Here is a 20,964-nt window from a genome sequence, read left to right on the forward strand (position 1 = left end):
CGCAAGCCTTGCACAAGCTGGAGATCAACTCGCACAGCGGGCACTACCGGCATTGGCACATACCCAAACTCACTCCAGAAACGCTAGCGGCGCCCTGGCTGCACGAATGGCAGCGATCCGGTAATCGGCCTCCGGCAGCAAATACGCAAAAAAGAAGCTCGCGGTTTCCAGTTTGCTGGCGCGCAGTGGATCACTGTCGACCAGTAACCGAGAGACACGCGCCGCCCGGGCCCAGGCAAAAGCCAACAGGGCCACACCACACAGGCGCAGAAAATCTCCGGCGGCGCGATAGGGGTACTCACCCTCCTCGGCTGCCCGGTCACGAACTTCTGCTTGCACGCCCTCGAGCTTGTCGCAGAGCAGCGCCAGCTCAGCGCAAAAGCTGGCGCAACCAGCTGTCTCACCGGCTTCCCGGACTTCTTCGCGCATCACCGCCAGCAACTGGCCGAAGGCGCGGCCTTCATCGCCCAATACTTTGCGCAATAGCAGGTCATTGGCCTGAATCTCGTTACTGCCCTCGTAAATCATTGCGATCCGGCTGTCGCGCAGGGTCTGCTCAATGGCGAACTCGGCGACGTAGCCATAACCGCCGAACACCTGCAAGGCATTGCTGGCCAGACGAAAACCCTGCTCGGTGAAGAAAGCCTTGATCACCGGCGTCAACAGCTCCGCCAGTTGCAAGGCTCGCTGTCGAGTCGCCAGGTCTGGGTCATGCTCGGCCTGATCGAGCAAGTGCGCCGCCCAATAACCGACGGCGCGCATGCCCTCGGCGTAGGCCCGTAATTCAAGCAAAGCGCGACGCATCGCCGGATGATAGTGGATGGGGTCGGCCGCCTCGGCGCCAATGCCGGCCGGTCGATTGGGTGCACGCATTTGCTTGCGCTCCAACGCGTAGGCGTGGGCATTCTGCCAAGCGGCTTCGGCGTGTCCCAAGCCCTGCAGGCCGACATGCAGTCGCGCCGAATTCATCATCACGAACATCGCCGCCAAACCACGATTGGCTTCGCCAATCAGCCAGCCTTGAGCACCGTCGAACGTCAGCGAGCAGGTGGCGCTGCCCTTGATGCCCATCTTGTGTTCGATACCGTCGCAGCGCACGGAATTGCCTTGAGCGTCATCCAGGCGTTTGGGCACCAGAAACAGCGAAATACCACGACTGCCTGCCGGCGCCCCGGGCAATCGAGCCAGCACCAGATGCAGGATGTCTTCGGTCAGGTCGTGTTCGCCTCCGGAAATGAAGATCTTGTTGCCACTCAGGCGATAGCTGCCGTCACTCAGCGGCTCGGCGCGGCAGCGCAGCAGGCCGATGTCGCTACCAGCCTGAGGCTCGGTCAGGCACATCGTAGGCAGTGCTTCACCACTGACGATCTGCGGCAGATAACGGTCTTTGATCCACTGCGGTGCATGGGCCTTGAGGCACAGATAGGCGCCATGGGCGATGCCGGTGTACATGGCCCAGCCGTGGTTGCTGGCATAAAGCATTTCCTGCAGTGCAGCATCGAGCAGTTGCGGCAACCCCTGACCGCCGAACGCTTCATCACAGGCCAGCGCCGGCCAACCGCCTTCGGCGAATGCCCGGTAAGCCTCGACAAAACCGTCCGGGGTACTGACCCGGCCCTCTTCGAAACGGCAACCCTGGCGATCACCGTTGCTGTTGAGCGGCGCCAGAATACCTGTACTGAAACGTCCGGCTTCTTCCAGAACCTGAATCGCCAGTGGTAAGTCCAGGGCTTCGAAGGCGGACATTTGACCCCATGCACGGGGTGCCTGCAGCCAGTGTTCGAAAATGAATTGCATGTCGCGCAGCGGCGCCTGGTAGTGCCACATGGAAAGCCTCATAGCGTCGAAAGTTGCAAGGGTCTGTGGCCGGTCAATATTAGCCCGGCGCTGTTCAAAGCGGTGATAGGGCTCAGACGCGGTACTGGGGGTTCTCGATCAGCACGGCCATGCCCTGTCCGCCACCGACACAGGCAGCGGCGATTCCGTAGCGCAGATTCTGCTCGCGCAACTGCCGGGCCAGGGTCATCACCAGACGCAGGCCGGTGGCGGCTAACGGATGACCAAGGGCAATTGAGCCGCCACGGCGGTTGAGCTTGTTGGTGTCCAGCTCCAGCGCCTGGGCCACTGCCAGCACCTGCGCCCCCTGTGCCTCGTTGATTTCAAACAGGGCGATATCATCCAGGACCAACCCGCTGCGTTGCAGCAGCAGCTGGATTGCCGGAGCCGGGCCGATCCCCATGAACTCCGGCGCCACGCCGACCACCGCCGTCGCCAGCAGGTTTGCCAGTGCCGGTCGCGTACCCGCCGATGCGCGACCGACCAGCACCGCCGCCGCACCGTCCACCACCGCACAGCTGTTACCAGCGGTTTGCACGCCCCCCGCATGAATCGCCCGCAACGTCGCCAATGCGAGTAAATCAGTGGGCCGAATGTGGCTGTCGAGGGTGACTGCGTCTACCCGACGCGGCAGCGTAATGCCCCGAGGCTGATAGCCGTCCAGCTCGAATGACTCGTTGCGCACTGCGACGATTTCATCGGCGAACCAGTCAGAAGCCTGCGCTTGCAACGCTTGCTCGTGGCTATTGAGGGCATAGGTATCCACCGTTTCGCGACTCAGGCCATGACGCCGGGCAAGGTTTTCCGCCGTGGCGATCATGTCCAGTCCCGGTGCCGGGTCGTACAGCGCCTCCCAGAGGAAATCCTTGAAATCCACCGACGCACCGAGACGAAATCCGTCCCGATGGGTGTAGGCAGCAATCGGGTTGCGCGACATGGATTCGGCGCCCACGCACAGCGCCAGTTCCACGCCGTCGCGAAGTTGCTCACCGGCCTGGCGCAGCAGCTCGAAACCGGTGGCGCAGATGCGCTGCACCGCCAGCGCCGGCACCTGTTGCGGCACACCGCTGTAAAGACCGATGTGGCGTGGCAGCAAGTAGGCGTCGAAGCTGGCCTGGGCCATGGAGCCCGCCAGCACACTGTCGACCGCTCGCGGATCGAACCCGGCACGGGCCAGCACTTCACGACCGACCTTGATGCCCAGATCGATGGGCGACACCTGAGCCAGCGCACCGCCAACGTCAATCCAGGGCGTGCGCACGGCCCCGAGAATCGCCACATCGGTGAAGGCCGAATACTGCCCTGCGTAGTTCACGACCGTGGACCGGCGCGCAGGATCGAGAGGTCTTCGCCGCGATACAGCGCTTCGACCTTGGCTGCACGCCACTGCAAGACCGCCCGCTGGTTGATCGAGCCCTTGTCAGTGATTTCACCGCGATCGATAGACGCGGCCTCGTCGAGCACCGCGATCCACTCCAGGCGACTGGCGTTGCCGCTGGCTTCGCGATTGAGGCGTTGCAGCCAGTCGGCGAACCACGCCCGAACCGGCGCGCTGGCCAGAACTTCGGCATCGCTGGCAGCCTTGGTCAACCCCGAGAGCCGACGGCACTCGTACAGGCGGGGAAAAACCAGTGCGCCCAGGCACTCGCGATCCGGCGCCGTGACAACGAGGTCCTGCACATAGGGCGAGCCCTCCAGTACCGCTCGATTGCGCAGCGGGCCGACACTGACGAACACCCCGGAGGACAACTTGAAGTCTTCGGCGAGACGACCATCGAACATCAGGCCGAGTTGCGGATCGCTCGGGTCGGCCAATTTGATGGCATCACCGGAACAGTAGAAGCCCTCATCGTCGAAGACTTCGGCAGTCTGCTGCGGTGCGCGCCAGTAGCCGGGCATGATGTGCGGCCCACGGAAACGTCCTTCCAGCTTGCCATCCACCGGCACCAGCAGGACCTCGCAACCCGGCGCCGGCAGGCCGATGTAACCGGCCATGGACAGCGGCCCGGTGGTGAAGGTGCAAGAGGGAGACGCTTCGGTCATGCCGAGCCCGGCCATCATGCGGATGCGTTCGCCACAGTGTTGCTCTGCGACCCGGTCGAGCCGATCCCAGACACTCTGCGAGAGACCGGCTGCGGCGAAAAAGAACAGCTTCATTTGGGCAAAAAAACGTTCACGCAACTCGCCATCGTTTTCCAGCGCCGAGACCAGTTCCTCCCAGCCCTTGGGAACAGTCAGGTAAGCGGTCGGCGAAACTTCCTTCAGATTGCGCAGGGTTTCAGCGAAGCCCTGAGCCGTGGGCTTGCCGTCATCCAGGTAAAAGGTGCCTCCGTTGTAAAGCACGATGCCAACGTTGTGACTGCCGCCGAACGTATGGTTCCACGGTAGCCAGTCCACCAGTACCGGCGGCTCCTCGCCAAACACTGGAAAGGTCTGCAACAGCATTTGCTGGTTGGCGCAGAGCATGCGTTGGGTGGTGATGACCGCCTTGGGCAATTTGGTCGAGCCCGAGGTGAACAGGAATTTGGCGATGCTGTCCGGGCCCGTGGCGTTGAAAGCGACATCGGCCTCTGCACCGCCAGGGCGTTCGAGCAGGCTGGCGAAAGTCACCTGGCGACGCCCTGGCACTTGTCCGAGCACAGCAACCAATGGAGTCTCGGCGGGCAACACCACATCGATCGCCCGCTGGTAGGCGGCCGCGTCGCTGACAAATATCAACCCCGGCCGCAGCAGATCGCAGACATGCCGCAGCTTGGCGAAATCCTGAGACAGTAACGAATAGGCCGGAGAAACCGGGCAATAAGGAATCCCCGCATACATCGCGCCCAAGGCGATCTGCAAATGTTCGATGTCGTTGCCCGAGAGGATCGCCAGCGGTCGCTCGGCCGAAAGCCCGTAGCCGAGCAGGCTCTGGGCGATGGCACGAACGCTGTCGAGCATCTGGGCATAACTGACCCGGCGCCAATCGCCGCCTTGTTCGCGGGCAGCGATAAAGGTCTGCTGCGGGCGCACCTGTGCCCAATGCACCAATCGGTCGAGCAGGCGCATGGGCAGCGGCGCCAGCGGTTCCAGCGAGCGCATGTGCAAGTTGCCGTGACGCTCACTGACCTCCACTGCGGAATGGCCGATGGACACGTGGCGGTAACGCGTTTGAGCAACGCCGGATTGGGGCTGCGGTCTGAATTCGGAACTCACGTCGTTATCCTCCATCAAGGCATGCCAGCACCGACCAGCCCTCAAGCGGTTCGGTGCAAGCATGGCAGCGTCTGGCTGCATCCTTGTTATTGTTATGCCTTGTTTACATTCGCAAGCGGCTGCTCGCACGAGACAGCAGCCCGAGAAACGCAACGAACGATCAGATGGGGTAGTGCCGCGGCCCGTTCTGCAAAGTGACCCAGCGCAATTGAGTGAAATGTTCGATCGCCGCTTTGCCGCCGAAACTGCCGTAGCCGCTGGACTTGACCCCGCCGAAGGGCATCTGCGCCTCATCGTGCACGGTCGGCCCGTTGATATGGCAGATGCCTGACTCGACCCTCTGGGCCAGGGCCAGGGCGCGCCCGGTATCACGACTGAAGATCGCCGCCGACAGACCGAATTCGGAATCGTTGGCCAGGCGCAGTAACTCCTCGTCGCCCTCGCCACGCAGCAGCACCGCCACCGGACCGAAGGACTCCTCGCGGTACAGGCGCATCTCGGGGGTCACCCCATCAAGCAAGGTCGGCTGCATGATGCTGCGCTCGATCTGACCACCGGCAACCAGGCGTGCGCCCTTGTCGAGGGCATCGTCGATCAACCCCCGGATGCGCTCGCCAGCTGCGGCATCGACCAGGGAACCCAGTACCGAGTCGACAGCGCTCGGGTCGCCGGCGCGCAAGGTGGCGATCTTGCTCGCCAGCTTGCTGACAAACACATCCGCGACCCTGGCATCGACGATCAGGCGCTCAGTGGACATGCAAATCTGTCCCTGGTTGAAGTAGGCGCCGAAGGCTGCAGCCTCGACCGCCGCGTCAAGGTCCGCGTCGTCCAGCACCAGGAACGGCGCCTTGCCACCCAGCTCCAGCAGTGCCGGCTTGAGGTGTCGCGCCGACAGTTCGCCGACGATACGCCCGACATGGGTTGAGCCGGTAAAGTTGACTCGACGCACCGCCGGATTGGCGATCAGCCGCTCGACGATGGCCGCGGCATCTGCCGGGGCATTGCTGATGACATTGACCACCCCATCGCCCAGACCGGCATCCTGCAACACCTGGCCGATCAACCGATGCACCGCCGGGCTCAGTTCGGAGGCCTTGAGCACCACGGTATTGCCGCAGGCCAGGGGCATGGCAATCGCACGGGTGGCGAGAATAACCGGCGCGTTCCACGGTGCGATTCCCAATACCACGCCACAGGGTTGGCGCAGGGCCATGGCGAAATTGCCTGGGACGTCGGAGGGAATCACTTCGCCGTTGATTTGCGTGGTCATCGATGCCGCCTCGCGCAGCATGCCGGCCGCCAGGTGCACGTTGAAGCCATACCAGTTCGCCATGGCGCCGGTTTCACCGGCGGCGGCGATAAATTCCGCGCTGCGCGCCTGCAATTGTTCGGCAGCGGCGAGCAAGCGCGTGCGGCGTTCATTGGGCGCCAGTGCGGCCCAGGCAGGAAACGCAGCCTTGGCCGCGGCGACCGCCGCATCGGCATCTTCCAAGGTAGCGGCGGCCACTCGCGACACGACCTCGCCCGTCACCGGGTTGCGGCGCTCGAAAGTTCGCCCGTCACGGGCTGGGCACGACTTGCCGCCGATCAGCAGGGGCACGTCCAACATGGTGATTCCTCTTTATTGTCTTTATCGGGAATTCGTTCAAGCGGTGTGACAACAGGGCCAGGACGCGGCAGCGAACAGCAGGATGCACCCGCTGTGCGCTGCGTGTTTCAGCGTTTATACGTCTGCAGGCCGGGCTTGATGCTTTTGTCATCGAGGAATTGCTTCATGCCCTGCTCGCGGCCGCCTTCGGTGTCGAGCAGTCGCGACTGGTCGAGCTTGGCGTACAGGTAGTCCTCGTTCTGCTCCCAGGTCAGCTCGCGGCAGCGTTTGAAACCATGTTTGGCCGCACGCAACACCACCGGGTTTTTCTCCAACAGATTGCGCGCCAGGTCGACGGTCACCTCACGCAGTTGCGCCAGCGGCACACTCTCGTTGACCAGGCCCATCTCGGCAGCTTTCTGACCGCCAAAGGTCTTGCCGGTCATGATGTAGTAAAGCGACTGGCGATGGCCCACGGTGTCCGCCATGGCCTTGCTCACCAGATTGCCCGGCGGAATGCCCCAGTTGATCTCTGACAGGCCGAAGGTTGCCTCGTCGGCGCAGATCGCCAGGTCGCAGGCGACCAATGGGCTGAAACCACCGCCAAAACACCAGCCGTTGACCATGGCGATGGTCGGCTTGGCGTACATGCGCAGTAGTTTCCATTGCCACTGAGAGGCTTCGCGGCGAATTTTTTCCTGAAGGATTTCCGGGCCGGCGTCCACTTCACGGAAGTATTCCTTGAGGTCCATGCCGGCGGTCCAGGCTTCGCCCGCACCGGTCAGCACAAGTACGCCCGCGTCCGGGTCCTGCTCGAGGGTTTCCAGAACGTCGATCATCTCGCGGTTCAGGGTCGGGCTCATGGCGTTGCGTTTTTCCGGGCGGTTGAGGATGACCCACGCGATGCCTTCCTCGATTTCCACTTTGACGGTTGTCCAGCGACCTTCGTAATTGCTCATGGTGATGCTCTCTTGTTCTTGGCTTGACGATGGGTAAAAACTAAACCGACAAACTAGTTATGTCAATTAACTATTAATTGAATTAACCAAATATTTTTCACCTTCTAACCCTGCAAAAGGTCAATGCTTTAGCTCCCTGCCGTAGCTATTCCTGGCCAACCTCGTCAAACTAGATATCTTTATTAACCTGAAACCCGAGGGATTTTCCCGCAATGGCCAAGTCGTCAAAAAATGTCGCTGCCCCCGATGCCCTCGCCGACGACGTCGAAATTCAGGCGCCCATGGACTCCGCATTGGACGAGCTAATCGGTTACGCCATGCGCCGAGCCCAGCTGAAACTGTTCCAGAATTTGATCAGCCGACTGTCTGCCCACGACTTGCGGCCCGCGCAGTTCTCTGCCCTGGCGATCATCGAGCAGAACCCCGGGCTGATGCAGTCCGACCTCGCCAAGGCCCTGGCCATAGAGCCACCCCAAGTGGTGCCGTTGCTGAACAAGCTGGAAGAGCGGGCACTGGCGGTACGGGTACGCTGCAAACCGGACAAACGCTCTTATGGAATATTCCTCAGCAAAACCGGCGAGACGCTGCTCAAGGAGTTGAAACTGATCGCCGCCGAGAGCGACATGGATGCCACGTCCGCTCTCGACAGCCAGGAACGCGAAGTACTGCTCAGGTTGCTGAAAAAAGTCTATCAAGCCTGAAACGCAAGCGCCGGCACGCTCCTGGGGAGCGGCCGGCGTCATTACAGGTGAAACGGCTTACCAGATCGGCAAGGTGTAGAGCACCAGAAAGCGGGTCTGGTTTTCATCGCGAAACGCTGCGCCGGCGGGGAAGTCATTGCGATAGATCGACTTGCGCGCCATCAGCCCGACATTCTTCAGCGGGCCACTCTGGATCACATACCCCAGCTCCATCTGGAACTCCCGCTCCTTGCGGTCGTCGGCATTCAACGCCGCCAGTTCGATATGGTCACCGCGCACATAACGCAGCCGGCTCTTCAGGCCAGGCACCCCGGCGGCGGCGAAGTCATAATCGTACATCGCTTGCCAGGTCCGCTCCTTGGCATTGAGGAAGTCCGAGCTCATGGTCAGCTCGCTCATGCCCATCAACTCGGTGCCCGAGACATAGGGTGTCGCTGTGTCGCCACTGGCATGCATATAGCCGACGCTCAGACGATGGCCGCCAAAGCGATAGCCGAACAGCGCCGAGAGGTTGCGGTTGTCCACTTTGCCGGCCTTGGCGCTGCCGTCTTCATCGCTGAAAAAACTGCGCAGGTCGCTGGTCAGTGTGCCCTCGCCCACCTGCAGCGTGTGCAGCAACGCCAAGGTGTTCTGCTGATACAGGTCCGCCACTTCGGCGTGATAAGCGCGCAGGCTGAGGTCCTTGTTCACCTGGTAATCGCCGCCGACATAGGCCATGTGCGATGAAGTGGCCGCGCCGTTGAAACGTCGGTTTGGCGAAGCGATGCTCATTGGCTGGTAGTCGGTGGAATCACGTTTGTTGATGCGATCGATGTAGCCGGTGTTGAAGATCAGTCCGTCGATGTCCTTTGAGCTGAGCGTGGTGCCGCGAAAAGTCTGCGGCAGCAGCCGCGACGGGCTGGCGAAAGCGAATGGCAGGAAGATCGACACGTCGCCGGTTTTCACCGTGGTCTGGGCAACACGCATCTTGGCAGTCATGGCCAGGCGCGAATACTCGTCCGCCGCATGCTTGTCGCTGCTGGACACCGGCAGCAACTCGGTGCCGCTACGGTCCGGCGACGAATCCAGCTTGACCCCCATCAACCCCCGAGCATCCAGGCCGAAGCCGACACTCCCCGGGGTAAAGCCCGACTCCACGTTCATGATGAAACCCTGAGCCCATTCCCGTGCCGCGGTTTTCGCCCCGTCATCCTTGTAGTCTCGATCCAAGTAGTAATTGCGCAAGGTCAAGGTGCCATGACTGTCATCGATAAAACCGTCAGCCAGCGCCGATGGCGCAATCAAACTCAGGCCCAGCAAGGCCAGGTGGCGTGCGCGAACAGGTAAGGTTGAATCCGCCACAAGGGCGTCCCAAGGAAGGTTTGGCATGTTCGATGTCCACTTATTGTTGTTGTTTTTTGAACGGGATTGTTGGGGTTATCCCGGAGATCTGCAGCCAGAGAATGGAAACAGCCTGGCGTGGCGTCAATCGCGAGTGACCGATAAACGAACATTAATATAATTATCTATTTTGTGAGCAACTCTCTATCGCCACGCCATATACTTGATTTAATTGACTTTAATGGTGTTTTTTAGCGAAAAATCTTTGGTATTCATTTTTTAGTTATATTTGTTAATCTTATTTCAGCCCTGTCATCGCCTCGCGAGAACAGGCTCGCGTTCATCCGTCAGCACACCAACAAAAACAATAATGAGGTTCGCCATGGACACCCCATCACGTCGTACGACGCTGACCATAGCCCTGTGTTTTATCGTTGCACTGATCGAAGGTTTCGATCTGCAAGCTGCCGGCACTGCCGCTGCGGGCTTGCGCCAGACCTTTGCCCTGGACCCGAAAATGATGGGCTGGGTGTTCAGTGCCGGAATTGTCGGTTTACTGCCGGGCGCCTTTTTCGGCGGCTGGATTGCCGATCGAATCGGCCGCAAGAAAATCCTCATCGCAGCGGTGCTGCTGTTCGGCGTGTTCTCCCTCAGCACCGCCTACGTCAGCAGTTTCTCCGGCCTGCTACTGGCGCGCTTCATGACGGGTCTGGGCCTGGGCGCCGCCCTGCCCAACCTGATCGCCCTGTGTGCCGAGGCCGTGGGTGAGCAGCGTCGCGGTACCGCGATCAGCATCATGTATGCCGGCGTGCCGTTGGGCGGCGCATTGGCGGCGTTGGTCGCGATGCTCTTCACCGAGCATTGGCAGACGACCTTCATCATCGGCGGGCTCGCGCCCTTGCTGGTGGTGCCGCTGATGATCCTGCTGCTGCCCGAGTCAAGCGCCTTTCGCCAGCAACAAGGCACCGTCACCGTGGCCCGCGCTTCAACCGTCCAGGCGTTATTCGGCGAAGACCGGGCTCGCGTCACCCTGGCGTTGTGGCTCAGCTACTTCTTCACCCTGACTGTGATGTACATGTTGCTCAACTGGCTGCCATCACTGCTGCTGGAACAAGGGTTCAGCAAAGCCGAAGCTGGCCTGGTGCAGATGCTGTTCAACATCGGCGGCGCCCTCGGCTCATTACTTGGCGGGGTGCTGCTGGATCGCTGTAACGGCGTCAAGGTGGTGCTGTCCGTATACGCCGGATTGCTGGCAGCGCTGACCGGGGTCGGTCTGTCGGTGGGCATCGTCCCCATGGCCATCGCCGGGTTTTGCGCAGGGTTGTTTGTGATGGCCGCGCAGTTGGTGCTTTACGCCCTGGCACCACCTTCGTACCCGACTTCGGTGCGTGCCACCGGCGTCGGCGCAGCGGTAGCCATCGGTCGTCTGGGGTCGGTGGCAGGTCCCCTGGCCGCGGGGCAGATTCTGGCGGCCGGGGCCGGCACCACTGGGGTGTTACTGGCGACTTCACCGGGGTTGGTGATTGCAGCACTGACCATTATCAGTGTGATTGTCCGATCGGACCCGCAAACTGCTCCCGAGCTGAGGACGGCGAACCCGGTCGCGGACAAACCCTGACTGCGCCCCCTGCCACAGAAACAAGAAAAGAGACCGAGGTCTCTTTTCTTGTTTTCAGCGGCCCGCTACCACACGGCAATATGGGAATCGGCTCGCGGCTCGGTGCCGCCGCACAGTACACCAGTGTCCGGGTCACGGATGATGATCTGCCCTCGGCCATAGTTGATCAGGTCGCAATCAACCTGAATCTGGTGTCCGCGCCGTGCCAGCGAAGCCGCCAGGTCCCGAGATGCCCCCTGTTCGATGCCGACCTTCATTTCCCCCAGCCATTGCCACCGCGGAGCGTCCAGCGCGGCTTGGGGGTTGAGACCAAAATCAACCAGATTCATGACCATCTGCACATGGCCTTGGGGCTGCATGTACCCCCCCATAACGCCGAACGGTCCCACCGGTGCGTCGCCTTTACTGATGAAACCGGGAATGATCGTGTGAAAGGTTTTTTTGCCCGGAGCCAGGCAGTTGGCGTGCTCGGGATCGAGACTGAATTCCTGCCCGCGGTTCTGCAAGGCGATGCCGCTGTCAGGCAGCACCACACCGGAACCGAAGCCGTGGTAGTTGCTCTGGATAAAGGAGACCATATTGCCCTCCGCATCCGCCGTGGCCAGATACACCGTACCACTGGAGTGGGGGGTGCCGGGCTTAGGAGTCTGAGCTTGATCAACGATCTGTTCACGGCGCTGGCTACTGTAGGCATCGCTGAGAAGGTCAGCCACCGCCACACGCATGTGCAGCGGATCGGTGATGTAATGCAGGCCGTCACTGTAGGCGAGCTTCATGGCTTCCAACTGACGGTGCCAGGTCTGCTGGCTGTCTCGGTGATCGAAGTCGAAGCCTTGAAGGATTTTCAGGGTCATCAGGGCCACCAGTCCTTGCCCGCTTGGGGGGATTTCCCACACATCGTAGCCGCGATAACTGACGCTGATCGGCTCCACCCACTGCGCGCGATAGTCTTGCAGGTCGCTCGCTCGCAGGTAGCCGCCGGTGGCGCGGGAATGGGCATCCAGACGCTGAGCCAGATCACCGCGATAGAGGCTTTCGCAAGCACTGTCCGCCAGCTCTTCCAGCGTTCGGGCTTGCGCCGGGTTGCGGAATAATTCACCGGCCTTTGGCGCACGGCCATCAATCAGGAACGTGTCGAACCAGGCGTCGAGCACTGAGTCTCGATGGGGGCTGAATTCATCCAGAGCCGTCTGCCATTGCCGGGCGACCACCGGGGACAGCGGAAAGCCATCCCTGGCCAGACTGATGGCGGGCTGCAGCAACTCGGCAAAGGGCAGCTTGCCGAAACGTTTGGACAGCTCCGCCCAGGCCGAAGGGCAACCGGGCACCGTGACCGGCGTCCAGCCATAAAGCGGCATCTGCTCGTGACCACACGCCTTGACTGCATCGATAGTTAGCGCTGCCGGCGCGTGGCCGTTGCCGTTGAGTCCGTGCAATTGGCCTTTGCTCCAGACCAAGGCAAAGGCGTCCCCGCCCAAGCCGCAACCGGTGGGTTCAACCACCGTAAGCGCTGCTGCCGTGGCAATCGCGGCATCAATCGCATTGCCGCCCTTGCGCATGATCTCGATGCCGGCCTCGGCAGCCAGCGGCTGGGAAGCCGCGACCATGCCACGGCGGGCAAACACACTCTGACGTTGCGACGCATAGGGATATTCGTGGGCAGAAAATTTCAACATGGCAAAAGTTCTTCCAAACAAAGATTCACTGGCCGGAGGTGATCCGGTTCCACTACCGGGAGATAAAAGACCTGACTGAAAAGATCACAGCACGCGGCTGAGAAAGGCCTGGGTCCGCGGGTGAGTCGGTCGACTGAAGATCTGCTCCGGCGGCCCCTGTTCGATCAGTTCACCCTGATCGAGGACCACCACGCGGTCAGCGACTTCCCGGGCAAAACCCATTTCATGGGTGACCACCACCATGGTCATGCCGTCATCGGCCAACTGCTTCATCACCTGCAGGACCTCGCCCACGGTTTCGGGATCCAGGGCGCTGGTAGGCTCGTCAAACAGCATGGCCTGTGGCTTCATCGCCAGCGCCCGAGCAATCGCCACGCGCTGCTGCTGTCCACCGGACAGCATCGAGGGGTAATGCATCGCCTTGTCCGCCAGACCGACCCGGGCGAGCAACGCCCGGGCCTGTTCCAACGCTTCGGAGCGTGGCACGCCAAGCACCTGAATCGGTGCCTCCATGATGTTTTCCAGCGCGGTCATGTGGGGGAACAGATTGAAACGTTGGAAGACCATGCCGATGTCCCGACGCTGTCGAGCAATGTTGCGCTCTGAGTCGCGTACCAGGCTGCCGTCGGCGCGCTCGCGGTAACCCATCGCTCGGCCGTTGACGCGAATTCGCCCACCCTGAATGTCTTCCAGCAGATTGATGCAGCGAATAAAGGTGGTCTTTCCCGAGCCCGAAGCGCCGATCAACACCACCACTTCACCGCGCCGCACCTGCAAGGAAATCCCCTTGAGAATCTCCAGATCGCCGAAAGACTTATGAATGTCCAGGGCCTCGATGATCAGTTCTTCACTTTTGTGCGCCATGCTTAACGCCCTCTCAGCAATTTCAGCGTGCCGCGGCCGAACATACGACTACCAGCCGCAGGCGGTGCGGGTCGATCGGACTGTCCGAAACGCGCTTCCAACCAACGCTGGAAGAAGCCCCAAAGAGTGGTCAGCAGCAGGAAATAAATCGCCACCACCAGGTACAGTTCAAATACCCGGAATGTCGCCGACGTGACCATTTGTGTGCTCAGCAGCAACTCCTGCACGCCAATCACACTGACCAGCGTCGTATTCTTGAGCATCACGTTGAACTCGTTGCCCAATGGCGGAACGATGACCCGGAACGCCTGAGGCAGAACAATGCGCCGCATCAGTTTGGCGAAAGTCATGCCCAGCGAACGCCCAGCCTCGTACTGTCCTTTGTCCACGGCGCCAATCCCGGCACGGATGATCTCGGCCATGTAAGCGCCTTCGTTCAGACCCAGGGCGATAATCGCTGCCTGGATGTTGCCCGGCACGACCAAACCGAACAGTTGCACGTCCTCAAATCGGAAGATCCCGCCGGCCGCCAATGCGGTGTACAGAAAGACGATTTGTACCAACAGCGGCGTGCCGCGCATCAGCCATACGTAAAACCGTACTGGCAGGTTGAGCAACGGATTGCGCGACAGACGCATCAGCGCCGCCCCCAGCCCCAACACACAGCCCAACGCCATCGCCAGCACACTGATCAGGCAGGTCAGCCAGAGTCCAGTGAGGTACACGCTGCTGGGCTGTAAAAGGTATTGCCAGAACACATCCCAATTGAAGTTCATCGAGCGTTCGCCTCAGTCGAGTGTGTCGCTGGAAACATGCCATTTGCTCAGCAACTGTACGTAGCTGCCGTCGCTGCGCATGTCACTGATGATCTGTTGTACCGCTGCGGTGAGCTGCGGATCATCCTTGCGAACTCCCAAGCCGGTGAGAATCCGGCTGAAGGCTGGAACGCCCTCCTCGAAAAGATCAGGCGCCTTTGCGGCGTAGTACCCGGCGGTTTCCACTGTGGTGCCGTAAGCATCTACCTGACTGATACGCAGCGCCTGAAAGGCGTCGGTGTCAGTGTTGTAAACCACCAGTTTCATCGGCGTCTTGCCAGCCTTGGTCAGCTTTTCGTTTTCGGCGTCGAGCAAGGTTTTGATCGTGGAGCCATTGAGCACCGCCACCTTGTGCCCAGACAGTCCATCCAGGGTTCTGATGCCCTTGGGATTGCCTTTTGGAACAACCACTGACTGGCTGGAATACATATAGTTGACGATGTCGATCACCTCCCGCCGTTCGGGCTTGTCGAACAGCTGATCAACGATCATGTCGCACTGCTGGGCGAGCAATGCCGGTAGCAACCCGGAGAAAGGAATGACCCGCCATTGCACCGGTTTGTCTCCCAGCCGCTTGGCGATTTCCAGCCCCAGATCGACCGTCAGCCCCCTGGGTTTTTGTGCCTCATCGAACGACACCAAGGGCGGTGAGTCCATGCCCGAGCAATAGGTGAGTTTGTCGGCCTTTTGCAGTCGCTCCGGCACCTGGGGCGCGGCAACCGCCCACTGTGCACAGAGCCCGAGGGATACAGCGGCAAGTAACATATGGCGTTTATGCATGACGAGACACTCCAGTTGTTTAATAACGGGGCAGTACTCAAAGTCAAAACACTGTCGGGTTTGAGCCCGATTCTATTTTTCCGATTGCAGAAACTGGATCAGCGCCGGCACCGTGCCCTCGATGTGCTCGCGCACAATTGCCTCGGCCCGGTCGACATTGCCTGAGCGAATGGCATCGAGGATCACCGCGTGTTCCTGGCGAGCGCTCAAGGGTTTTTCGCTGTGTTGCAGCCACAGGCGCATTGGCGCCTCAATCAGCGAATACAGCGCCGAGATCTGCTTCATCAGCCGAGGGCGGCCGCTGAGGCTGCACAGGTATTCATGGAAGGAACGATGAAGTCTGACCCACTCGGCGCTTTCGTCGCGGTAGTCATCCATCTCATCCAGCATGCGTTCCAAAGCGGCCAACTGCCGCTCGCCTATCTTGGCCACGGCCACGCGGATGGCCAGACCCTCGAGGGCACTGCGCATCTCGAAGACTTCGTGCAATTCGTCGAAATCCAAACCACTGACAATGGCCCCGCGATTAGGTCGCAGGGTTACCAGGCCTTGAGCATCGAGACGGCGAAAGGCTTCGCGCACCGGCATCCGGCTCATCCCGACTTCGCTGGCAATGTCCTCCGCGATCAGACGGTCGCCTTTGCGGTAACGACCGCCACAGATCGCTTCCAGCAAAAAGTTGTAAGCCTCCTCCTCAGCGGTCAGGGGCTGACGTTCAACGTAGGTGGGAGCGAATTGCATAAAGTCACCTTTTGCAGTTTTGTATCCAATTATCCATTGATTCAAATCAGCAGAAACCGTGCCAGCCTGCTTATAAATTCCTCAAGTTATTAATTAAAAAGGAGTTATTACTCAAAACCTGATGTTCTTCAGATCGGCGCGATAGTCACCGTGTGCTACGAAATGGCCCAGCGCGCCCCAAATAGGTGAATAACGGTATCCAGGTAACAAATCATTTCGCCAACCTTCGAGGTCTTTTGCTCCCGCGAGAGAGTGCACTACAGAAATTATCGCTTTAAATATTTTATCCGATTAAGTATTTTGAATGGATGATTGGGCGACAGCCGCCCCCCTTATTCATAGCGACAAGGATCACCCGTGAGCGGACTACGTGAACGTCAGAAAGTCGAACGACGCCAAGCCATCAGCAAGGCAGCCATCGAACTGTTTGAGCACCAGGGTTTCCAGAACACCACCATCGAACAAATTGCCAACCAGGCTGGGGTGTCAGCGCCCACGGTGTTCAAGTACTTCGGTAACAAACAGGAAATCATTCTGGAAATCCTGCACGACGCCGACCAGCGTGCCATCAAGGACGCTCGCAGCCAGATGCCTGACATTGAGGACCCGGTCGATGCCATGTGTTACCTGGAGCGGCGGTTGACCGGCTACGCACTGGAGGTCATGCACCCCAGCCTCTGGCGTGAACTGCTGCCACTGATATTGTTTGGCGGCGACAACGGGCTGCCCCAAGGCTATCGCGCCATGAACGATGCACTCAGGACTGAAATCAGTGGGTTGCTCAGAGAGTTGCAGCAGGCCGGCAAACTTCGCGCCGACCTCGACGTCGACCTGGCCTCTTTCCTGTTGAACGACTATTCACACTTGCAGTTGTTCAGACTGGTCAACCAGGAGCAGCCGGATGTCGAGTCCCACTCCGCTCAGGTAAGGCACATCACCGAGTTGCTCTTTTACGGCATGCGGGCCTGAGAAAATACACAGATGCAATCACCTCGCAGGGTGTTTGGCTGAACGCCAAAAACCAGAGGACTGACGATTAGCTCAAACGGCGGACCGGTATGAAAAAAGACTATTTGGGCAGTTCAACGATGGAGAGTTCACGCCTGGTGCTGGGCGGCAATGTCTTTGGCTGGACCGTCAACGAACAAGATTCGCTGAAGCTACTCGACGCAGCGTTTGAACTCGGCATCAACACCTTTGATACCGCAGACGCCTATTCCATCTGGGCCAGTGGTAATCGCGGCGGCGAGTCGGAAGCCATCATTGGTAAATGGCTGAGTCAGAACAGCCACCGACGCAGTGAAGTGAAGATTATCACCAAGGTCGGGGCCGAACTCTCGCCCGATCAGCACGGGCTCTCGAAAGGCAGAATCCTGCAAGCCGTGGATGATTCGCTGCGTCGACTGCGAACCGATTACATCGATTTGTACTTCTCCCACTACCCGGATGCCTCGACAGCACACGAGGAAACCCTGGAGACTTACAGCACGTTGATCGCCTGCGGCAAGGTTCGCTCGATCGGCGCATCCAACTACACCCTGGAAGATCTGCAGGCGGCCAAATCCTCTGCCGATCGCCACGCCCTGCCCCACTACACCTGCCTTCAGGTGGAGTACAACCTCTATGATCGCCATGACTTCGAACAGCAGTTGCGTACTTTTGCCCTGGCCGAGGGCTGCGAGGTCCTGACTTACTTCAGCCTGGCCTCGGGTTTCCTCAGTGGCAAATACAAAGGCCTGAATGACCTGACGCACAGTGCTCGCCGCGAGGACCTGGAAAAGTATTTCGATGAGCGCGGCATACGCATTTTGCACGTTCTGCATCAGGTGGCGCAGGAACAGCAGGTCCCACCTGCGGAAATCGCCTTGGCCTGGGTCATGCACCAACCCGGTGTAACCTCTGCCATTGCGAGTGCCACCAACCTGGAGCAACTCAATAGCCTGGCGCGTTCGACGCAACTCGGGCTGGATGCGCAAACCCTTGAGCGACTGGACCTGGCCAGCCTCCTTTGAGACTGTCTGTAAGCAAGAGCCCAGGCATGTGGCTGGCATGACCAGCCACAAAAAAACGAAGCCCACTCAGTTCAGGTCTTGAAACGCTCCAGCAAACGTCCTTGCTCAGTGGCCTGCCCACTCACATCGGCGATCTCCTGCGCCGACTCACGTGCGCTGGCCGTCAGGTCCTCGCTGAGCCGGCGGATGCGACCGACCGAACTATTGATCTGCTCCGACACCGCGCTCTGTTCTTCGGCAGCGCTGGCAATCTGGACGTTCATCTGAGCCACCTGACCTATGCCTTCACCAACGCCGTACAGCGACTCGACTAACGCACCAAACAGCGCCGCCAGTTCCTGGCCGAGATTCTGATTCAACGTCATCGAATGCACGACCACGACGGTATCTTGCTGCAGGTCTTCGATGATCGAGCGCGTTTCCTGGATCGAATCCTGAATGCGGCTGGACAGGTTGCGTACCTCATCAGCCACCACGGCGAACCCTCTCCCATATTCACCCGCCCGTGCCGCCTCGATGGCTGCATTGAGCGCCAGCAGGTTGGTCTGTTCGGCGATGTCGCGGATGATATCGAGGACGCTGCCGATCTTTTCACTCTTGACGGACAGCTGGTTGACCTGGCGGTTGGCGTTGGCCAAGTCCTCGCCCTGGCGGGCAACTATCCGGGTGGTTCTTTCGATCAGCTCGGTGCCGTCGTCAATGGTCTGCAATACAGTCCCCGTTGCTTGCGACGCCGACGCGGTATTGCGAGCAATCTCCTGCGCCGAAAGGTTCATCTGGTACATAGCCGTTGCAACCTGATCGATGTCCTGGCGTTGGTGCTCCATGGTTTGCAAATTAGCGGTGCTGCCTCGGGCAGATCTGGCCGCCGCCGCCCGCAACTCGGTCATAGAGCCCTTGAGGCGGGTGACAATAGGCTGCAACACATCAAGAAAAGCATTTAGTCCGCTGGCCACGCCGCCCAATTCGTCGGCACGGGCGTAGTTAAGGCGCTTGACCAGATCGCCTTCGCCCCGGGCCAAATCGTCGGCCATCAGCGACATTGCCCGCAGTGGTCGTACGATGCTCCGGGACGCGAGCCAGATCACCACCAGTCCAAAAACCGTCAGCGCCAAGCCCATCAGCACCTCCTTTTGCACTGCCGCGAGCAGGTGCTCATTCATCGCTTCGTGCAACTTAAGCAGCGGTGCGAACATCTGCTCCGAGGGTACCTTGACCACAATGCGCCAAGGTTCGGCCCCAGGAATGGGTGAGAACGTCCGACTGACGAGCAAATCCTGCAGCGGTCGTGATTGTCCCGGCAATAATGCGGAGTACTCCACGCCAGGTTCCTTGAAGTGACCGCCCAATGCATCCTTGTCCAGCGTACTGCCAGCAACCCGTCCAGAGGCGCTGACAATCCACACATCCCCAGCCTGCCCCGGCAAGCCTGCCTTGGCAGCCAAGGCTACGACTTGAATCTGGCTTAACTGAATGTCGATACCCAGCACCGCTACCACACGACCGTGATCGATCACTGGCAGGGTCAGCGAGGTCATGAGAATCGGACTGCCAGAGGCATCATCGAGATAGGGATTCAGCAGACAAGGCTGCGTCGTTCGTAGCGGGCAGTCATACCAGGTGCGGGATGCCTTGCCGTCAGCCATGGGCTTGTCGTCGACAATGCTCTTTTCTTGCACCGTGACTTGCTCCATCTTCCCGCCGCTCTGGCGAAACCAGACCGGCGCAAAACGCCCCAACTCATTGCTACCCAGTTCGCTCTGTCCGGAAAAGTGCGCGTCCTGCCCGTCGAAAGCGTTGGGCTCGAAGACGACATAAGTGCTGATAAACGTCGGATTGGCTTGCAAGCTGGCCTGCAACTGCCCGGTGATGTAGGCCCTGGCGTGCTCTGGTGTCAGCGCCCCACTACCGCTAAGCGACATGATTCGCATGACCTCCGCTGATGAGGCCTCACCGACGCGCAGGGCATCGCGGAAAAACACCTGGACACCAGAGGACTGGAAACGAACGGACTCAACCACACGTTCCTCGATAGCCTGGGTCATGCTGGCAGAAGTCAGCCCTTCGGCGCGCTGACTCAAGCCACTCACTTCCTTGATTGCGGTGCTGATCAGGGCCAAGGCCAACAGTGTCAGGCATAGCCCGACCAGTAGAATAATTCGGGCTCGTAAAGTGACAAACATGGCGAGTCTCCTGTGCCGAGTGGCCACACAAAAAAATGGCGACATGCCTGTCGCCGATCAGAGGAAGTGCCCGTGCCCCCCTGTTGCACTGCCTGTCATCCACACCCGTCCGACCGGCGATGCGCGCCAGCGACAAGGGTTAACAGAGGCCGTACTTAACAGCAGAGGTGAATCTCGGGCATCAATAGAAGCGGTAGCAGTGAATCACTACCTGACTTGCGTTGGGGTAATGCACATGGCCGATAAAGCTTGCACGGGTGAGCCAGTCCAGGCGCCCCTTAGGCACTTGAAACACCGGCGTGCAGGTGCAGTGGTACTCCGTTTCGGGAATCGGCCACTGGCCTTGTCGCTCCAGCTGGCGACCGTATTCGGTCATGTTCAGCAAGCCGATGTTACGGATGTTGATCAACTCCCCCTGGTCGGTACGCAAGCTGTAGCGTGCGTCCAGTTGACCGACGCCGTCAGGGCGCAGCAGGAAAAAATCCTCGCCCCCGGCCAGCACCTGACCTTTGAAGTCCAGCCCTTCGAAATCCCCCCCGAGAATTGGGTAGTTGCAACGCGTTCCATCTACGCTCTCCCCCAACAACAGCCCAGGGCCGATATCGACGCGCAGGGCCAGCACCCGATACAAGCTGGGGGCGGCGCCCCTCAACTCCAATGGTTCAGCCATGGCAAA

The 20,964-nt window shown here is 60.0% G+C and carries 17 protein-coding genes and 1 pseudogene; 4 read left to right on the forward strand and 14 right to left on the reverse strand.

Annotated features, from left to right (window positions below; genetic code table 11):
• Nucleotides 1–69: 69 nt before the first annotated feature.
• From Q7W83_RS11225 to Q7W83_RS11245, 5 genes are all read right to left on the reverse strand, one after another.
• Nucleotides 70–1,827 (reverse strand): acyl-CoA dehydrogenase, encoded by a 1,758-nt coding sequence (locus Q7W83_RS11225; protein ID WP_150632604.1) that lies wholly within the window; start codon nt 1,825–1,827, stop codon nt 70–72.
• Nucleotides 1,828–1,909: 82 nt separating this feature from the next.
• Nucleotides 1,910–3,151 carry a thiolase family protein gene (locus Q7W83_RS11230; RefSeq protein ID WP_150653625.1) on the reverse strand — a complete coding sequence of 414 codons (1,242 nt, stop codon included), beginning with the start codon at nt 3,149–3,151 and terminating at the stop codon, nt 1,910–1,912.
• Entirely contained in the window at nt 3,148–5,031 is a 1,884-nt protein-coding gene (locus Q7W83_RS11235) for a feruloyl-CoA synthase (RefSeq protein ID WP_224787803.1), read from the reverse strand. The genes Q7W83_RS11230 and Q7W83_RS11235 overlap by 4 nt, the downstream gene beginning before the upstream one ends.
• 160 nt (nt 5,032–5,191) lie before the next feature.
• The gene (locus tag Q7W83_RS11240; RefSeq protein WP_473656060.1) at nt 5,192–6,640 is read right to left on the reverse strand and encodes an aldehyde dehydrogenase; all 1,449 of its coding nucleotides are present in this window, start codon (nt 6,638–6,640) and stop codon (nt 5,192–5,194) included.
• A 107-nt stretch (nt 6,641–6,747) separates the two neighbouring features.
• Entirely contained in the window at nt 6,748–7,578 is an 831-nt protein-coding gene (locus Q7W83_RS11245) for a p-hydroxycinnamoyl CoA hydratase/lyase (RefSeq protein WP_150632608.1), read from the reverse strand.
• A gap of 212 nt (nt 7,579–7,790) precedes the next feature.
• Between Q7W83_RS11245 and Q7W83_RS11250 the strand changes: the two genes are divergently transcribed.
• Nucleotides 7,791–8,279 carry a MarR family winged helix-turn-helix transcriptional regulator gene (locus Q7W83_RS11250; RefSeq protein WP_150653627.1) on the forward strand — a complete coding sequence of 163 codons (489 nt, stop codon included), beginning with the start codon at nt 7,791–7,793 and terminating at the stop codon, nt 8,277–8,279.
• A 57-nt stretch (nt 8,280–8,336) separates the two neighbouring features.
• On the opposite strand, the gene Q7W83_RS11255 is transcribed toward Q7W83_RS11250, so the two are convergent.
• Nucleotides 8,337–9,647, reverse strand: coding sequence for an OprD family porin (locus Q7W83_RS11255; RefSeq protein ID WP_150632610.1), 1,311 nt, complete (start codon nt 9,645–9,647; stop codon nt 8,337–8,339).
• 334 nt (nt 9,648–9,981) lie between these two features.
• On the opposite strand from Q7W83_RS11255, the gene mhpT reads away from it, so the two are divergent.
• The gene (mhpT, locus tag Q7W83_RS11260) at nt 9,982–11,217 is read left to right on the forward strand and encodes a 3-(3-hydroxy-phenyl)propionate transporter MhpT (protein ID WP_150639499.1); all 1,236 of its coding nucleotides are present in this window, start codon (nt 9,982–9,984) and stop codon (nt 11,215–11,217) included.
• A 65-nt stretch (nt 11,218–11,282) separates the two neighbouring features.
• On the opposite strand, the gene Q7W83_RS11265 is transcribed toward mhpT, so the two are convergent.
• From Q7W83_RS11265 to Q7W83_RS11285, 5 genes are all read right to left on the reverse strand, one after another.
• Nucleotides 11,283–12,893, reverse strand: a complete 1,611-nt coding sequence (locus Q7W83_RS11265) for a gamma-glutamyltransferase family protein (RefSeq protein WP_473656061.1) — start codon at nt 12,891–12,893, stop codon at nt 11,283–11,285.
• Between the two features lie 84 nt (nt 12,894–12,977).
• Entirely contained in the window at nt 12,978–13,757 is a 780-nt protein-coding gene (locus Q7W83_RS11270; RefSeq protein ID WP_150632613.1) for an amino acid ABC transporter ATP-binding protein, read from the reverse strand.
• Between the two features lie 2 nt (nt 13,758–13,759).
• Complete coding sequence (locus tag Q7W83_RS11275; protein WP_150653629.1) at nt 13,760–14,533, reverse strand: amino acid ABC transporter permease; 774 nt, start codon at nt 14,531–14,533, stop codon at nt 13,760–13,762.
• Nucleotides 14,534–14,545: 12 nt separating this feature from the next.
• Nucleotides 14,546–15,352 carry an ABC transporter substrate-binding protein gene (locus Q7W83_RS11280; RefSeq protein WP_150653630.1) on the reverse strand — a complete coding sequence of 269 codons (807 nt, stop codon included), beginning with the start codon at nt 15,350–15,352 and terminating at the stop codon, nt 14,546–14,548.
• A gap of 72 nt (nt 15,353–15,424) precedes the next feature.
• Entirely contained in the window at nt 15,425–16,093 is a 669-nt protein-coding gene (locus tag Q7W83_RS11285; protein WP_473656062.1) for a GntR family transcriptional regulator, read from the reverse strand.
• A gap of 357 nt (nt 16,094–16,450) precedes the next feature.
• Between Q7W83_RS11285 and Q7W83_RS11290 the strand changes: the two genes are divergently transcribed.
• Both Q7W83_RS11290 and Q7W83_RS11295 read left to right on the forward strand, forming a co-directional pair.
• Nucleotides 16,451–17,062, forward strand: a complete 612-nt coding sequence (locus tag Q7W83_RS11290; protein ID WP_473656063.1) for a TetR/AcrR family transcriptional regulator — start codon at nt 16,451–16,453, stop codon at nt 17,060–17,062.
• 89 nt (nt 17,063–17,151) lie between these two features.
• Nucleotides 17,152–18,105: an aldo/keto reductase gene (locus Q7W83_RS11295; protein ID WP_150639504.1), complete on the forward strand. Its 954-nt coding sequence runs from the start codon at nt 17,152–17,154 to the stop codon at nt 18,103–18,105.
• A 71-nt stretch (nt 18,106–18,176) separates the two neighbouring features.
• Here Q7W83_RS11295 and Q7W83_RS11300 read toward each other — a convergent pair whose 3' ends face one another.
• The 3 genes and pseudogenes from Q7W83_RS11300 to Q7W83_RS11310 all read right to left on the reverse strand — a co-directional run bounded on the left by Q7W83_RS11300 (nt 18,177) and on the right by Q7W83_RS11310 (nt 20,958).
• Nucleotides 18,177–18,995, reverse strand: coding sequence for a methyl-accepting chemotaxis protein (locus Q7W83_RS11300; protein ID WP_412071776.1), 819 nt, complete (start codon nt 18,993–18,995; stop codon nt 18,177–18,179).
• 39 nt (nt 18,996–19,034) lie between these two features.
• Nucleotides 19,035–20,333: pseudogene (locus tag Q7W83_RS11305) on the reverse strand (PDC sensor domain-containing protein); the annotation flags it as partial.
• 136 nt (nt 20,334–20,469) lie between these two features.
• Nucleotides 20,470–20,958, reverse strand: a complete 489-nt coding sequence (locus Q7W83_RS11310) for a DUF3237 domain-containing protein (protein ID WP_150639506.1) — start codon at nt 20,956–20,958, stop codon at nt 20,470–20,472.
• Nucleotides 20,959–20,964 lie beyond the last annotated feature (6 nt).

It is taken from the genome of Pseudomonas sp. 300, from assembly GCF_055803035.1.

Coding starts and splice junctions, on each gene's coding strand:
- Q7W83_RS11270 (WP_150632613.1), bottom strand. CDS start 13,757: ATGGCGCACAAAAGTGAAGAACTGATCATCGAGGCCCTGGACATTCAT.
- Q7W83_RS11250 (WP_150653627.1), top strand. CDS start 7,791: ATGGCCAAGTCGTCAAAAAATGTCGCTGCCCCCGATGCCCTCGCCGAC.
- Q7W83_RS11280 (WP_150653630.1), bottom strand. CDS start 15,352: ATGCATAAACGCCATATGTTACTTGCCGCTGTATCCCTCGGGCTCTGT.
- Q7W83_RS11245 (WP_150632608.1), bottom strand. CDS start 7,578: ATGAGCAATTACGAAGGTCGCTGGACAACCGTCAAAGTGGAAATCGAG.
- Q7W83_RS11240 (WP_473656060.1), bottom strand. CDS start 6,640: ATGTTGGACGTGCCCCTGCTGATCGGCGGCAAGTCGTGCCCAGCCCGT.
- Q7W83_RS11225 (WP_150632604.1), bottom strand. CDS start 1,827: ATGTGGCACTACCAGGCGCCGCTGCGCGACATGCAATTCATTTTCGAA.
- Q7W83_RS11265 (WP_473656061.1), bottom strand. CDS start 12,893: ATGTTGAAATTTTCTGCCCACGAATATCCCTATGCGTCGCAACGTCAG.
- Q7W83_RS11275 (WP_150653629.1), bottom strand. CDS start 14,533: ATGAACTTCAATTGGGATGTGTTCTGGCAATACCTTTTACAGCCCAGC.
- Q7W83_RS11285 (WP_473656062.1), bottom strand. CDS start 16,093: ATGCAATTCGCTCCCACCTACGTTGAACGTCAGCCCCTGACCGCTGAG.
- Q7W83_RS11300 (WP_412071776.1), bottom strand. CDS start 18,995: ATGACCGAGTTGCGGGCGGCGGCGGCCAGATCTGCCCGAGGCAGCACC.
- Q7W83_RS11295 (WP_150639504.1), top strand. CDS start 17,152: ATGAAAAAAGACTATTTGGGCAGTTCAACGATGGAGAGTTCACGCCTG.
- Q7W83_RS11310 (WP_150639506.1), bottom strand. CDS start 20,958: ATGGCTGAACCATTGGAGTTGAGGGGCGCCGCCCCCAGCTTGTATCGG.
- Q7W83_RS11255 (WP_150632610.1), bottom strand. CDS start 9,647: ATGCCAAACCTTCCTTGGGACGCCCTTGTGGCGGATTCAACCTTACCT.
- mhpT (WP_150639499.1), top strand. CDS start 9,982: ATGGACACCCCATCACGTCGTACGACGCTGACCATAGCCCTGTGTTTT.